The organism is Marinomonas sp. BSi20584 (genome assembly GCF_002792415.1).
Lineage (GTDB): Bacteria > Pseudomonadota > Gammaproteobacteria > Pseudomonadales > Marinomonadaceae > Marinomonas > Marinomonas polaris.
This window is the reverse complement of sequence record NZ_KZ454892.1, coordinates 13,349-27,514: the sequence shown is the minus strand read 5'-3', so window position 1 is coordinate 27,514 and position 14,166 is coordinate 13,349. Positions and strand designations below refer to the sequence as shown.

At 45.5% G+C, this 14,166-nt stretch carries 13 protein-coding genes; 3 read left to right on the top strand and 10 right to left on the bottom strand.

Annotated features, from left to right (window positions below):
* Positions 1-41 precede the first annotated feature (41 nt).
* The 3 genes from TY87_RS18735 to TY87_RS18725 all read left to right on the top strand — a co-directional run bounded on the left by TY87_RS18735 (position 42) and on the right by TY87_RS18725 (position 4,014).
* Entirely contained in the window at positions 42-1,493 is a 1,452-nt protein-coding gene (locus tag TY87_RS18735; protein WP_100188218.1) for an aldehyde dehydrogenase family protein, read from the top strand.
* A gap of 275 nt (positions 1,494-1,768) precedes the next feature.
* On the top strand, positions 1,769-2,554 hold the full coding sequence (locus tag TY87_RS18730; RefSeq protein ID WP_100188217.1) for a coniferyl-alcohol dehydrogenase: 786 nt from the start codon (positions 1,769-1,771) through the stop codon (positions 2,552-2,554).
* 14 nt (positions 2,555-2,568) lie between these two features.
* The gene (locus TY87_RS18725) at positions 2,569-4,014 is read left to right on the top strand and encodes an aldehyde dehydrogenase (RefSeq protein WP_100188216.1); all 1,446 of its coding nucleotides are present in this window, start codon (positions 2,569-2,571) and stop codon (positions 4,012-4,014) included.
* Between the two features lie 557 nt (positions 4,015-4,571).
* Here the strand turns inward: TY87_RS18725 and TY87_RS22940 are convergent.
* Genes TY87_RS22940 through TY87_RS18675 form a run of 10 tightly spaced genes read right to left on the bottom strand, consistent with a single transcriptional unit; the run spans position 4,572 to position 14,163 of the window.
* Positions 4,572-5,576 carry a methyl-accepting chemotaxis protein gene (locus TY87_RS22940; protein ID WP_100188215.1) on the bottom strand — a complete coding sequence of 335 codons (1,005 nt, stop codon included), beginning with the start codon at positions 5,574-5,576 and terminating at the stop codon, positions 4,572-4,574.
* Positions 5,577-5,589: 13 nt separating this feature from the next.
* Positions 5,590-5,793, bottom strand: a complete 204-nt coding sequence (locus TY87_RS18715; RefSeq protein ID WP_100188214.1) for a hypothetical protein — start codon at positions 5,791-5,793, stop codon at positions 5,590-5,592.
* A gap of 5 nt (positions 5,794-5,798) precedes the next feature.
* Positions 5,799-7,865, bottom strand: coding sequence for a methylmalonyl-CoA mutase family protein (locus TY87_RS18710; RefSeq protein ID WP_100188213.1), 2,067 nt, complete (start codon positions 7,863-7,865; stop codon positions 5,799-5,801).
* Positions 7,862-8,827, bottom strand: coding sequence for a Pnap_2097 family protein (locus TY87_RS18705; protein ID WP_100188212.1), 966 nt, complete (start codon positions 8,825-8,827; stop codon positions 7,862-7,864). The genes TY87_RS18710 and TY87_RS18705 overlap by 4 nt, the downstream gene beginning before the upstream one ends.
* Position 8,828: 1 nt before the next feature.
* The gene (locus TY87_RS18700; RefSeq protein WP_100188211.1) at positions 8,829-10,115 is read right to left on the bottom strand and encodes an MSMEG_0569 family flavin-dependent oxidoreductase; all 1,287 of its coding nucleotides are present in this window, start codon (positions 10,113-10,115) and stop codon (positions 8,829-8,831) included.
* 11 nt (positions 10,116-10,126) lie between these two features.
* The gene (locus TY87_RS18695; protein ID WP_100188210.1) at positions 10,127-10,414 is read right to left on the bottom strand and encodes an MSMEG_0570 family nitrogen starvation response protein; all 288 of its coding nucleotides are present in this window, start codon (positions 10,412-10,414) and stop codon (positions 10,127-10,129) included.
* Positions 10,405-11,397 carry a sll0787 family AIR synthase-like protein gene (locus TY87_RS18690; protein ID WP_100188209.1) on the bottom strand — a complete coding sequence of 331 codons (993 nt, stop codon included), beginning with the start codon at positions 11,395-11,397 and terminating at the stop codon, positions 10,405-10,407. Before TY87_RS18690 ends, TY87_RS18695 begins: the two co-directional genes overlap by 10 nt.
* Entirely contained in the window at positions 11,378-12,010 is a 633-nt protein-coding gene (locus TY87_RS18685; RefSeq protein ID WP_100188208.1) for an MSMEG_0567/Sll0786 family nitrogen starvation N-acetyltransferase, read from the bottom strand. Before TY87_RS18685 ends, TY87_RS18690 begins: the two co-directional genes overlap by 20 nt.
* The gene (locus tag TY87_RS18680) at positions 11,997-13,166 is read right to left on the bottom strand and encodes an MSMEG_0568 family radical SAM protein (protein WP_100188207.1); all 1,170 of its coding nucleotides are present in this window, start codon (positions 13,164-13,166) and stop codon (positions 11,997-11,999) included. The genes TY87_RS18685 and TY87_RS18680 overlap by 14 nt, the downstream gene beginning before the upstream one ends.
* Positions 13,123-14,163 (bottom strand): Nit6803 family nitrilase, encoded by a 1,041-nt coding sequence (locus tag TY87_RS18675; protein ID WP_100188206.1) that lies wholly within the window; start codon positions 14,161-14,163, stop codon positions 13,123-13,125. Before TY87_RS18675 ends, TY87_RS18680 begins: the two co-directional genes overlap by 44 nt.
* Between the last annotated feature and the right edge of the window lie 3 nt (positions 14,164-14,166).

Here is a 14,166-nt window from a genome sequence, read left to right as displayed (position 1 = left end):
ACAAACAAATCTAATAACGGCAAGGTGACATTTTGAGCTTAATGCACAACAAAACAGACGTATCCATACCCACTGAAGTGAACATGTTCATTGGTGGAAGACTTACTCCAGCGATGTCTGGCGGGTATTTTGAAAGACTAGATCCAAGCACTGACTTAGTGGCTACTCGTGCTGCATCCGGTCGCGCAGAAGATGCTGAACATATGGCTGCAATCGCCGCAGCAAGTTTTTCAAAATGGTCAAATACAGATGTTTCAGAACGAGCTAAAATCCTTCGCCGAGCTAAACAGCTCATGCCCAAATACAAGAATCGCTTTGCCCAATTAATGTTAAAAGAAATTGGAGCGGTAACCGACTGGGTTGATTTCAATATCAAAGTAGCTGAAGAAGCCATCGAGGCAGCGGTTGTACTCGCACTTAAGCACCCTTGTTCGAATATCAATAACGAAATTTCAGATTCCTATACCATACGCCAACCCGTAGGCGTATGTCTTGCCATTGCACCTTGGAACGCTCCCATTGCATTAGCTATGCGCGCTGTTGTTTTCCCTTTGGCATTCGGAAACAGTGTTATCCTAAAAGCCTCAGAACTTTCACCGGCAACACATTCCCTAATAGCGGAAGTACTTGATGAGGCTGGCGTACCTAAAGGCGTTATTTCAGTAATGACCAATGCGACTGAGCACTCGGAAGAAGTCATCACCAGCCTTATTGCTAATCCCTCAATTCGACGAATCAATTTTACTGGTTCCACACGCATCGGAAAAATCATTGCGAGCATTGCAGCACAGCATCTCAAACGATGTCTTTTAGAATTGGGCGGCAAATCTCCATTGATCGTTTTAAAAGACGCTGATTTGCAATTAGCCGCCAAAGAAGCCGTTTACGGCGCCTTTTTAAATCAAGGTCAGATATGCATAGCAACGGATCGAATCATTTTAGAACAAACGATTGCCGATGAGTTTATCCATATTATAAAAACAATGCTGACTGACTTAGTCGCTGGAGACCCTCGCCAAGAAGGGACCAAATTAGGCCCAGTGGCAAGCCCTACTATTGCATCTCGCTTATCTGCACTGATTGAAGACGCTCTTGATAAAGGGGCATCGCTTATATCAGGCGGGCATCGCAGGGGACAGTTTATTGATGCCACCTTGCTAGACCATATCACCCCTATGATGCGGATTTATTCCGAAGAATGCTTCGGCCCTATTGCAGGAATTTATCGTGTTGACTCACCTGAAGAAGCAATTACTGTCGCAAATAATTGCGAATATGGTCTTGCTTCAGCGATTTTTACTCGCGACTTAACGCTCGCAAGGAGTTTGGCCAATAAGTTGGAATCGGGTATGTGCCATATCAACTCAACAACAGCAAAGGATGATCCAGCCATGCCTTTTGGTGGACTAAAGTCCAGTGGCTATGGCCGCTTTGGCAGCGATGCTTGCGTGGACGAATTTACTGAAATTCGCTGGATCACAGTCGCCCCATAAAACAATAATTAAAACCATTTAAAACAACAAAAATGAAAGAGATTCCCATGAAAGTACGCCTACCAGCACCAATCAAGCCAAAATTGACTAATCGAGACAATGAAGAAGCTGCGGGCTCTATTGGGATAGATGCTGAAAGTGTTGTTAATTATTTTTACTAAAAGATATTTGGCGAGCTATTGAAACTCGTTTCGGTATTACCTTGATCCCTGTTGGCTATCAAGTCACTGGAACGATATCTGATAAAAATTCTAAAAATAATCAAGGAGAATAATATGCTATTCGGTAAAACGATTGTTGTAACGGGTGTTTCTAGTGGTATCGGCCAACGTACGGCTGAACTAGCAGCACACATGGGTGCCGATATGATAGGAATTGATGTTGTTCAACCTAAACACAACATTGGTACTTTTTTAGAAGGCGACCTATCTACTCAAGCAGGAGTAGATGCCATTATTCAATCCCTTCCTAATGACATAGATGGTCTATGTAACGTGGCAGGAGTATCTGGAACCGGTGGTGCAGCCATAACGTTAGCGATTAACTTTTTTGGGCTTAAAGCCCTATCAGAAGGATTAGCAAATAAAATTCGAACTGGCGGAAGCATCGTGAATGTGGCCTCAATGGCAGGTTATGAATGGCGTGAAAATACTCAGCGCGCTTCTGCGATTGCCAAAATAAATGGCTTTCCTGACCTAGAAAAAGTCATGAAAGAACATAGCATCCCCAATGAACTTGGCTACCCAATTTCTAAAGAAATATTACTCGTTTGGACAATGCTAGCCGCTCATCAAGATACATTTAAATCACGTCACATTCGTGTAAATGCGGTATCGCCAGGTCCAGTTGAAACACCAATTCTAAAGCAATTCCGTAACGTCTTGGGTGACGAACGGGTGAATTCTGATGTCGATCGTGTTGGCCGAGCCGGAAACCCATCGGACATAGCTCCGGTTATTTTGTTTTTATGCTCCGATGCCGCACGCTGGGTAAATGGAAACAACATCGCAACGGATGGCGGCCTAGAAGCCTCTGTCACTATTGATAAATTAGACTTATAAAAAAGGAAAATACAATGACAGTTTTACTTAGTATCGCAGGTAAAGACCAATCCGCTAGCAATAAAAAAACATTTTCTCGTTTAGACCCAGTCACTCGTGAGGTAGCGTCAGAATGTGCGGCTGCAACACTTGATGACATAGCTAGCGTCACTAAAGCCGCTCACGCTGCGTTTCCTAACTGGGCTAAAGTTGGCCCCTCTGAGCGCCGTGCGTTGCTTAATAAAGCAGCAGATATCATGGACTCAAAAAGCGAAGAGTTCATCAACGCTATGATTACTGAGACGGGGGCAACAGGGCCATGGGCTGGCTTTAATGTTATGTTAGCTGCCGGTCACATACGTGAAGCTGCAGCACTAACTTCACAAGTTGGTGGGGAAGTTATCCCTGCCAATAAGCCTGGTACCTTAGCTATGGGTATCCATAAACCTAAAGGTGTTTGTCTAGCCATTGCACCATGGAATGCTCCAGTTATATTAGGCGCTCGTGCGATTGCTACTCCCCTAGCCTGTGGTAATACCGTAATACTTAAAAGCTCCGAGTTTTGCCCTCTGACTCATCGCCTTATTATTGACTGCTTTATTGAAGCTGGCATACCTGAAGGAGTTGTTAACTTCATCACAAATGCGCCTGAAGATGCTCCAGAGATCGTCAAAGCTCTGATCGAGGCACCACAGGTTCGCCATGTTAATTTCACCGGCTCTAGTCCTGTAGGACGTATCATTGGTCGTCTTGCTGGAGAAAATTTAAAACCTGCTCTATTGGAACTGGGCGGTAAAGCACCACTTTTGGTACTTTCTGATGCCGATATTGACGGTGCAGTGAATGCGGCCATTTTTGGTGCTTTTATGAATCAGGGACAAATTTGTATGTCTACTGAACGCTTAATTGTTGATAACGCTATTGCCGATGAATTCGTAGAAAAACTCGTTGCTCGTGCTTCTAAGCTTCCTTGGGGTAATCCACGAGAGCATGTAGTACTTGGTTCATTAGTGAATCCTGAAGTGTCTGATAAGATGCATGTTCTAATCGAAGACGCAGTGAGCAAAGGTGCTAGTTTGGTGTGCGGTGGAGAAAATGACGGAGCGATCTTCTCTGCTACATTACTCGACAATGTCACTTCTAGTATGCGTATTTTTAATGAAGAAAGTTTCGGTCCAGTTAAATCCATCATTCGTGTAAATGGTGATGAGGAAGCTATTGCCGTAGCAAACGATACAGAATACGGCTTGTCTGCTGCAGTATTCTCGCAAGATATAAATCGTGCCCTAGCCTGCGCCAACGCCATCGAAAGTGGTATTTGCCATATTAATGGCCCCACTGTTGCAGATGAACCACAAATGCCATTTGGTGGAGTCGGTGATTCTGGCTACGGTCGTTTCGGTGGTAAAGCGGGTATTGCTGAATTTACCGATTTACGCTGGATAACAATTGAAGATCCAAATCAACACTACCCATTCTAATGGTCTTCAAAAGATAAAATAGAGTTAAATAACACAAAAACCAGCCTATTTAATTAGGCTGGTTTTGTACCTATTAATACCATTTAATTCACTCATTAAAATCCACTTAGAATCATTACTTCTCTATTATAATTCTCGGGATTCATTATTAGATAACAGAGAAAAAATAACGAAAGACAAATAAAATTTGGAATCGAAATGGCCACAGAACTCGCATAATTTTCAAATGACAATTTAAAAATATCAAAGATAAAAACAACCTTAAGCACGAAATATATTCAGCCAAAAATATTATAACTTTAATAAAAATGGGTTATCTCGATCCGTTTTACCTTATTCTATAAGCCATGAATATTTTGAAAATGAAAATATAAGCTTTAAAAAAATTGATAACGTAAGGTTAGTCAGATATTTTATCTGGTCAAAAAAAACCAAAAACAAAAAAGATATTTATTCTATTATTACCCTAATTTCCAATGCCATTGATTCCGTTATCAATCGAAAAACGACAATGAAATTAGAAAATTAATTTAATTAATATTCTCTCTACATATCCCTTATGATTTCTGTAAAAGCTTATTAATAAAGACGGTTGCTCTATCTCTTAACACCTTAGATTGATTGTTAAGAGATTTAACCAATTGACTCATCTGTAAGGCCTCATCATTGATATTTTTAGCCTGATGAAATATTTCAATAGAAGACTGCTGAGCATCTTCTGCTTGATGCACAAGTATATCTAAACTATCTCGTATACCATTCGTTGACGCTCTTTGCGCTTGTACATCTTCGGCGACCTCTTGAGATAGATTATTAATCTGATTAATAATCACTGAAGTACTTTCTAACCCCTTGATCGTTTGCTCTATTGTGGTGCGAACCAATTCAATTTGATCCGAAATACTGTCCGTGGCTTGGGAGGTTTGTGAAGCCAAATTTTTAACTTCCGACGCCACCACTGCAAATCCGCGCCCAGCCTCACCTGCTCTAGCCGCTTCTATCGCCGCATTCAATGCCAATAAGTTCGTTTGATCTGCAATAGATTTAATTAAGCCAATCACTTCACCGATATTAACCGCCGCAGAAGACATCTTCTGAATCAAAGCATCCGAACGCTCTGCTTCCTCAACCCCTTTTAATGACGCTTCCGTCGCTTGGGATATTTTACCTGAGATCACTTGCGAGCCTTCCCATAGCTCACTAACGGAAGTAAAAAGCGTTTGCATGTTTTTCGCTGAAGTGTCGGTTGTTATTGATGTGCGCTGCGCTTCTTTTAGTGTTGTTTGAATCGCGGCGACCAAATGCTCAGATGAAGAATTAAGACGGGTAGCAGAATCATTAATGTCGTGAGCTACACTTTCCACATCTCCCTTAAATTGATTAGTAACACCTTCTAGCAGCTCTTTATTTTCCAAAATTGAAATAGTGTAAGGTGTCTTGCCAACCATACTTACCGTTACAATGGCAGATGTGGTGAAAGTGCCACCATTGGCCTTTTTATAAGTCAGTCCACCACGCCAATATTGATACTTTTTAAGCTGAACCTTACCCTCTTCCATCATTTCATCACGGGTTCTACCACCTGTTCAAAATTGTATTAAGGTGCTTCCCCTTTAACTGAGAAGCAGATTCGTAACCCAATGCTTTCAACATGGCACTGTTTACAAATGCTAAGCCTTTATTGCGTCCCGAGCCTAAGCAATTAATAAAAGCAGGAGAGGATAAGTTTTCAATTACTTGATGGCCGAGCCCTTGATTAAAAAAAGTGTTTACTTTCATATCTATCATCCTCTAACACTACGTTGCGAACTGGAGCAACAGACATTAATATTTGACGAATCAACAAGAATCGTTAACAGCTTCGCAGCAATATCATTCAGACTCTGCTTCGCCGTAAAAACAGCTTCAACGCCGATCCTCTCTAATGTATTTATGTCTGAGACAGGAATCACGCCACCTATGAAAATGGGGCAATCAGCACGGATTTTTTGAGTAAGTTGTGTAACAAAAGGAATGTGCGAGCCTGATAAAATCGATAAGCCAATTCCATCGTATTGATACATCGCATCTTGCTGGATGATGTCGTTAAGGCTAGAAAAAATGGGCAAGTAATCCACTTCTATACCAAGGTCTCGAAGTAAAGAAACAATCACTTTCGCACCTCGGTCGTGGCCGTCCAAGCCTACCTTAGCGACCAAAAAGCGCAGCGGGCGACCTAACTGACTCGACAAGGCTTGATAGCGCTTAACCATGTTCGCATCAAGATGTGCCCAAAATGGCGCCGATTCTATGTAATCTGGTTTCAGGTAACGCGAGGCTTCATCAGTCAGCGCCTTGATGCATTCTCCAACGGTGGCTCTAGCTCGGATCGCACCAATGGTAAAAGGCATGAGGTTTTGCTTACTTCTCGCTGCGGCTTGTAACGCCTGCAAAGCACGTTTAACGGCACCATCATCACGCTTTAATTTTAACAGGGCGAGCTTTTTTGATTGTTGCAACAGCGTTTTGTCGGAGGCGATTACGCGCTCATTTTGAGGGCTCAATGACGAACTTTGATAGCAATTTTTGCCCACGATCTTTTTGTTTAGTGCTTCTTCATCCATGGCGGTTTGTAACGCCTGCCGATGAATAAAAGCCGTTAATTGGCCCGATGCCACCAGCGCCAACACGCCGCCTTCTGTCTCTATGTTATTTTGCATGGTTCGCACATACTCGATCATGCTTTGGGTCGCGCTTTCCATCATGTAAGAACCGCCCCAAGGGTCAACCACGTCGCCAATGCCTGTTTCATGTTGCAAAATGAATTGTGTTTCTAGCGCCACTTTGCTGGCTTGATCCGAAGGCAAAGAGATCGCTTCATCATAAGAGTTGGTATGCAGGGATTGCGTACCACCGAAAACGCCAGCCATGGCTTCGATAGTTGTTCGCACAATGTTATTGAGCGGTGAGCTTTCGGTTAACGACACGCCTGAGGTTTGGCAATGCATTTTCAGCCGTTTTGCGCTCTCGGAACGAATACCAAATTCGTCTAATAATTCACTCCATAAAAAACGCGCGGCTCTTAGTTTTGCCACCTCTTTATAAAAACTCATGCCAAGCCCAAAGAAAAAGCTCAAGCGTTTAGCAACGAATTCAAGGTCGATACCTTGCTGCTGAAAGTGAGTTAAATACGCTCGTGCATTGGCCATGGTTAGAGCGAGCTCAAGCTCTGGGGATGCTCCGGCTTCTTGGAAGTGATAACCCGAAATCGACATGCTATTAAAGCGTGGCATGTGTTCCGAACAATAAGCCACCACATCAGACACCACATCCATGGAAAAATCCGGTGAGTGAATATAGGTATTACGAGCGATGTACTCTTTGAGAATATCGTTTTGAATGGTGCCGCTAAGCTTATCAGGCGCTACGCCCTGCTCTTCGGCAGCGACAATAAAACACGCCATAATAGGCAACACTGCGCCATTCATCGTCATGGACACACTGACATTGCCAAGATCAATGCCATCAAACAACACCGCCATGTCTTCAATAGAATCAATGGCAACGCCCGTTCGCCCCACATCGGCGGCCGCCAGATCATGGTCTGAATCAAAGCCTAAATGCGTGGGCAAATCAAACGCCACCGATAAACCCGTTTGCCCTTGCGACAAGGCGCGCTTAAAAAACGCATTGGTTTCCAGTGCTCCTTCAAAACCGGCGTATTGACGAATCGTCCAAGACTTTTGCTGATACATTTTTTCATATGGGCCACGCACAAAAGGCGCCTTGCCATGGGCATCACGCCAAGAGTCAGCCGTTTCTGGCACCATCGAATACACGCCTTCGATCTTGGCTAAAGAAGGCGCTTTCATGATTCGGCTCCTACATCTGTTGAACTTTTTAAACTAGCTTGCTTCTCTTGAAATCGGACAAGCGAATGATCCAGATAGCGTTTTCGAGTGATGACATTGGCAATAAGAGCGTGATCCGATTGACGATGAAGGCGCCCACAATGGCTCAGCAATGATGAGTCTTGATCAGCAGATGGCATAGCGTACAGGTTGGCTTCTAATCCATCGTCTAGATTAATATTGCCATAGTAGCAAATAGTACGTTCAACCATTTGCCACAAGCCCATACTGTTTCGCTCAGAAGTGTGATTGAGCGCTTGTAAATCGGATTGAAAAAAGCGCTCGGCGCGATCCATCACGGTTTGAAATTGCGCGAAATATAAGAAATCCGCCCCATTAAAATCCGCATAAGGACAAGGCTGATACAAAAAAGGCCGCTCACTGACAGACAAGGCCGCATCGGACAAGGTTCGCCCTGCTTTGTGTTGTGCCATCATTTGGCTTGCCGCCTCGCAAGCGAACCAATCACCCTTCGCCATTTCACCACGAGCAACACTTTGGTTATTACCAAGCTCGGATCGGCTGACAAAGCTGGATAACAAGGCCACTTGAGCGATAGGCTGCCTAGCCATCCCAACGGTATCCATATAGCCTTCTTCGAGATAAAGATCATGACAGCTATATGAACGAGATGGTGAGACACGCGTCAGCTGCGTCTCTATCCATAATCGGCTGTTTTCAGTCACTTGATGCAATGCCGCGTGACTGATTTTCACCACAAGAAACGCGGCGTACATATGTCGACCTTGTTGGTCGACAAAGTTTGGAGCAGGTAAATCAAGGCGTTTTGCTAACGCAAGCCAATGTTGATGACCGCATTCCTTGAGTAGCCAGTTTTCACTCAAACCGCCCAAGGCTAACTGTGGCATTCCAATAAAATAGTCTTGCGAGACAGAAACGTAATCCATTGATTTTTCTGCCATATTAAGACGCCTCAGACAAAGATTCTGTCGATTCTATTTCGTCAACGGCTTGACGAATCACATTGCTAAGGTAGGCTGCATCAGCCGCCACACCAGAGAATCGACCAGACCCCCAAGTGTACAACCAAGGCAAACCAATAAAATACACACCTTTTTCGTTCGTCACACCACGACGATGAACTGGCGCGCCCATACCGTTGAAAACAGGCAAATCCAGCCACGAAAAGTCAGGCGTAAAACCAATACACCAAATGATGCTGGTAATGCCAGAAGCCGCTAAATCCAAGTTTTCACGTTCTTCTTTTGGCTCCCACACTGGCTGATAAGGCGGTTCAACGGGAACATCAATGCCGTTTTTTTCGATATAAGCATCGATGCGCGCATTGATGTTTTTGTAGGTATCGTCAGCGGCGTCTAAATTCGCGGCTAAGTTGGGTTTGAAGATCAATTGGCCATCTTGGTAATTTTCCATCAAACCAAACAGCTCCATGCCTTCCAAGGCAAATTTACGCAGATCAATTTCTCGACCGCCGTCGCGCCCTGTCACATAGTGGTTGGTGTTATCACGAACCCCTTCACGCAATGGATGTTCATCCACAGACTTTTGGTAATAGCCCATGTCATCCAGCCATTCCACCACATCTTTACCCCGATATAAGCGCGCAACACGTGGCGCATTACCGGTCGCCAAGAAGACTTTTTTACCATCAATATGCAGATCTTCGGCGATTTGCGCACCGGATTGACCGGACCCTACCACCAGTACCGCACCATCAGGCAACTGTTGAGAGTTTTTATATTGGTTAGAATGAATCTGTAATATGTTCTCTGGGATACGTTCTGCCATACGTGGAATGATCGGCTTCAAGTAACCACCCGAGGCAATAACTACTTGGTCGCCCGTAAATTCACCTTTTGTGGTAACTACATGGAATTGACCGTTATCCAGTTTGCTGACTTTTTCAACGCTCACGCCTTCTAAAATTGGCGGTTTAACTTTGGCGGCAAAACGGTCTAAGTAGCCAATGATCTCTTCTCGCTTCATAAAGCCTTTTGGATCATCGCCATCGTAAGGATGGTTTGGCAGTTCACATTGCCAGTTAGGCGTCACCAAGGTGAAAGAATCCCAGCGTTGGGTTTTCCAGCTGTGCATCATGGTGTTTTTTTCAAAAATAAGATGGTCAATGTTTTGCTCTTGCAAGCAAGCACTCATGGACAAACCGGCTTGACCACCGCCGACAATTAATACGGAATAATGAGTTGGTTGGCTGTTTTGTGCAGTTGGCATAATGGTTTCCTCTAATCGATAAATCGTGTGACTTTCACAGATGCATTAGGTGTTGTTTCATAGCTGGCGCAGCGTGTCTTGATGACACCCAGCTGATCCATGGCGCTGGAACAGGCATAGCCGAAACGCTCACGAACACGATTGCTCGCCGCGTTAAGTGCCGTTTCACTGGTCGCCAAAAATTCGTTTAAGGGATACTCTTTTCCCGCACTAAAGTGCTCTTTAATGACACTGGATGGGGAATAACAGGCTTCGGTTTTACCATCAGGCCAAACCACTTCAAATTGCACTACAGGCATAACATCCTCTCTTCTTCGCGCGAGTCTTGCTTATCTTGTCGAAAGCCTAAAAAGGCCGCTTGTTCAAAGTCCCAAAAGGTGACGTTTTGACCTTCGTCTATCACCTCAATGGAAGGTCGTTCTGTCACATGTCCCATCGCGGCGGCATGAATGTCTCGGCTTTGAAAAAGCGCCACCACATCATCCACCTTATCGACTGGACAAGTCATGACAAAACCAAAACTTGGGAAAGCGCACAGCCAATCTGACCAACTCACTTGATCGGGTTTTGGGATCTGCTGCAAAAACACATCCGCACCTTTTTGCGAGCAATCCATAAACATGGCTAAGGTGCCCAACAGCCCTGCTTGGCTGATGTCTTTACAGCCTGTCAGCCAGCCTTTTTCAGCCAATAACGGCAGCAACTCTAGGTCGCCTCGCAACCGTTCAGCGGGGGCGTTCGTCGTGGCATTCCAATTAAGATAAGGCGCGCGAAAAGCCCCTCGTTGATCCATGGCAACCACAATGGCGTCGCCAGTATTGGCATCGAAACTGGTTAACACTTCATTGGCATGACCCAAAATTGAAACAGCTAACTGTGTGGTTTTGCTGTTATGGCTGGTATGACCACCCACAACAGGCACGCCATAAGTCGTAGATGCGGCGTTCATACCCGCAAAAATTTGCGCACTGACGTCGTCCTGCGCACTCCACAAAGCATTCACCACCGCTTTTGCTCGACCGCCCATGGCGGCAATATCGCTGACGTTAACCATGACGCCACACCAACCTGAAAACCAAGGGTCCTGTGCGACAAAATCTGGCAGAAAGCCTTCTATCGCAAACAAGTCATAGCCGTTGGCGCTTTTCAGCACCGCTGTATCATCGCCATTTGAAAAACCCGACTCATTGCGCTTTTCAAATGAAGATATAACCGGCGCCAACGCCACCTTTGATGCCACTCCTGGGTAATGGCGAACGGTCTCAATGAGTTGTTGAAGCATAAGACGCCTCCCCAACACCGTGCGCGAAATCGGATTTGATCAGATTGGGTTCCAAACCCAACAAATATGGGCTGACTTCTGTCGCCTTAACTGGTCGACCAGAAACCCAAAAGCCTAAAGATGGCTGGCTCAATGGTGGATAATGCTCAAGATCGGCCTGCATTTTGGCGTGCTTCATGCCATGAATATCTTGATACCCTATCGTTGCCCAATGCAGCCGCTTAAACAGCACTTCGTTCTGCTCTTGCACCGTAGCTAAAAAGGTATGACAACCTAAGGTATTGGCGCTGGACACGGCGAGGCGAATCAAACTCGCGCCCAATACACCTTGGCGACGAAAGGCTTTTTTTACCGCCAAACGAGAGCCCCACCATAAACCAGGCACAGGTTGATGAATCCGCACTGTGCCCACCACTTCTTCTGGCATCCCTAAGATTGACGTGGTGACAATTAATGGCTGCGCGATCAGATCAATGTCGTCTCTATCATGTTCTTGGAACAAGCCTTGTTCTTCGCAGAACACTTCACGGCGAATGCAATTGGCTTGCTCAATTTCCCAATCATTCGTCGCCCATTTCACTTGGAATACACGACCTTGTTTAGACAGTGACATCGGCAGCCTCCTTTTCAAATCGAGAGAGAGACGAGCAAGCACCACAGCGTGCGCAACCAGCTTTCACTTTGTCGGAAGTCATATGGAGATTCACCAATTCTTGCGCCAAAGGACGCAATACCGCCTCCATAAAAGACGCCGTTGGCGCAGGACGATCTTCTAACGGGGTACCAGAAATCGGCACAAAAGGCACCACAAAGGGATAAACACCCATGGCAACCAGCTTGCGACAGGTGTCGATAATGGTTTCTTCTGTGTCACCAAGGCCTGCCAGAATATAAGTGCTCACTTGGCCTCGCCCAAACACCGCCACTGCGTCTTCAAAGGCTTGAAAATACTCATCCAAAGACACTTCCGATTTACCCGGTGTAATAGTTTTGCGTAATTCGGGCGTAATCACTTCTAAATGCATGCCTAAGGAATCAATACCCGCGTCTTTCATGCGTTGATACCAAATAGGATCTTTCGGTGGCTCGCACTGACCTTGAATGGGCACATCAACTACAGCTTTGATGCCTTTGGCACTTTCACACATGACTTTCGCCCCGCGATCAGCACCAGCAGGCGTGCCTGTGGTCATAACAATGTGCTTGATGCCATCTAATTCCACCGCGGCTTTTGCCACTTCCGCTAATTGTTCCGGTGTTTTATGAGCAATGGTGCGCCCTGCTCGTAGCGATTGCCCGATGGAGCAAAACTGACACGCTTTACGACGGCTTTCGTAACGAATACAGGTTTGTAATACCGTGGTAGCAAGCACATCGGTGCTGTGCAAGGTGGCAATATGTGAATAGGGAATGCCATCAGCAGTGGATAATTTGTAAAACTCAGGGTCTTTGGCAAAAGTCACATCGGCCAGCGGGATACTATTCGATAACAATTGAGAAACTGGCTTATTTTGTGCCGTATCGTCTGCATTATGAATACCTTCATCTGACATCTCTTCATTCGAAAGCGTAAACGGCGATGCCCATGCGGTTTGGGTATAAATCGGCACCATTAACGTGGTGCCATCCACTGTGATCGCTTGATGATCGGATGGACCCGCGCCACCACGGCGACTCACGTGCTCCTGATCCAACGAGGTCAGACGCAAGCCTTTGGTTTGTAACTCAGTTAGGAATTGAGATGCTTTCATTTTGAGTTGTGTCGTCATGTGACTCTCCTCCATTGAATGATTCAGGTAACACTGAGGTACGAAAAGTGTCTGGCTCAGACTCGGGTAAGCCTGCAACGTATTGCGATACTTGAGCATTCATTTGTAAGCTCAAAAGCTCAGGGCGTGCGTAATGCCCAACGGAATCCATCATGCGTTTGCGCTTATCGATCAAACGGAAATCCAAATCCGCGTAGATAAAACCTTCGCCTTCAGTCATAGGTGGAACAAGGTGTTTGCCCTCTGGCGAAATGATCGCGGTATTGCAGCCATTTCTTAGGGCTTTTTGCATGGCTGGATCGGGTGTGATGCTTTGAATTTGAGCCTCGGTGAGCCAACCGGTGGAATTAATCACGAAACAACCCGACTCTAAAGCATGATGACGAATAGTGACGTCCATTTGTTCACCAAAGATCGGTCCCACTAACGACCCAGGAAATTGCGCGCAATGAATTTGCTCGTGTTGCGCCATTAATGAATAACGAGCCAATGGGTTGTAATGCTCCCAACACGCCAACGCACCAATTCGCCCTACTGCAGAATCAACCACTTTTAGACCCGAGGCATCACCTTGCCCCCAAATCATGCGCTCATGATAAGTCGGTGTGATTTTGCGACGCTTCAGAATCAGCTCGCCGGTTTTATCGAACACCAATTGGGTGTTGTATAAGCTGCCGTTATCGCGCTCATTCACGCCGACCACGACGACCATTTGACGCTCTTTGGCTTTGTGACCAATAGCTTCTGTTGTCGCACTCGGCACAACAACGGCTTCTTGGTACAAACGTAGATGCTCAGGGCCTTGGCTAACAGGCGGCAGCACAAACGAAAAATAAGGGTAATAAGGCATGAAGGTTTCAGGAAAAACGATGAGCTCTACACCGCTCTCAGCCGCTTCATCAATCATGTTCAGTACTTTGCGCAGCGTACCGGCCAAACTCTCCAAATCAGGAGAAATCTGGACGGCCGCGGCGCGAACGATTGGGTAATCACTCATCGC

Excerpts from the sequence above, each read along its gene's own strand:
- TY87_RS18735 (WP_100188218.1), top strand. The coding sequence starts at position 42 with ATGCACAACAAAACAGACGTATCCATACCCACTGAAGTGAACATGTTC.
- TY87_RS18730 (WP_100188217.1), top strand. The coding sequence starts at position 1,769 with ATGCTATTCGGTAAAACGATTGTTGTAACGGGTGTTTCTAGTGGTATC.
- TY87_RS18725 (WP_100188216.1), top strand. The coding sequence starts at position 2,569 with ATGACAGTTTTACTTAGTATCGCAGGTAAAGACCAATCCGCTAGCAAT.
- TY87_RS22940 (WP_100188215.1), bottom strand. The coding sequence starts at position 5,576 with ATGATGGAAGAGGGTAAGGTTCAGCTTAAAAAGTATCAATATTGGCGT.
- TY87_RS18715 (WP_100188214.1), bottom strand. The coding sequence starts at position 5,793 with ATGAAAGTAAACACTTTTTTTAATCAAGGGCTCGGCCATCAAGTAATT.
- TY87_RS18710 (WP_100188213.1), bottom strand. The coding sequence starts at position 7,865 with ATGAAAGCGCCTTCTTTAGCCAAGATCGAAGGCGTGTATTCGATGGTG.
- TY87_RS18705 (WP_100188212.1), bottom strand. The coding sequence starts at position 8,827 with ATGGCAGAAAAATCAATGGATTACGTTTCTGTCTCGCAAGACTATTTT.
- TY87_RS18700 (WP_100188211.1), bottom strand. The coding sequence starts at position 10,115 with ATGCCAACTGCACAAAACAGCCAACCAACTCATTATTCCGTATTAATT.
- TY87_RS18695 (WP_100188210.1), bottom strand. The coding sequence starts at position 10,414 with ATGCCTGTAGTGCAATTTGAAGTGGTTTGGCCTGATGGTAAAACCGAA.
- TY87_RS18690 (WP_100188209.1), bottom strand. The coding sequence starts at position 11,397 with ATGCTTCAACAACTCATTGAGACCGTTCGCCATTACCCAGGAGTGGCA.
- TY87_RS18685 (WP_100188208.1), bottom strand. The coding sequence starts at position 12,010 with ATGTCACTGTCTAAACAAGGTCGTGTATTCCAAGTGAAATGGGCGACG.
- TY87_RS18680 (WP_100188207.1), bottom strand. The coding sequence starts at position 13,166 with ATGACGACACAACTCAAAATGAAAGCATCTCAATTCCTAACTGAGTTA.
- TY87_RS18675 (WP_100188206.1), bottom strand. The coding sequence starts at position 14,163 with ATGAGTGATTACCCAATCGTTCGCGCCGCGGCCGTCCAGATTTCTCCT.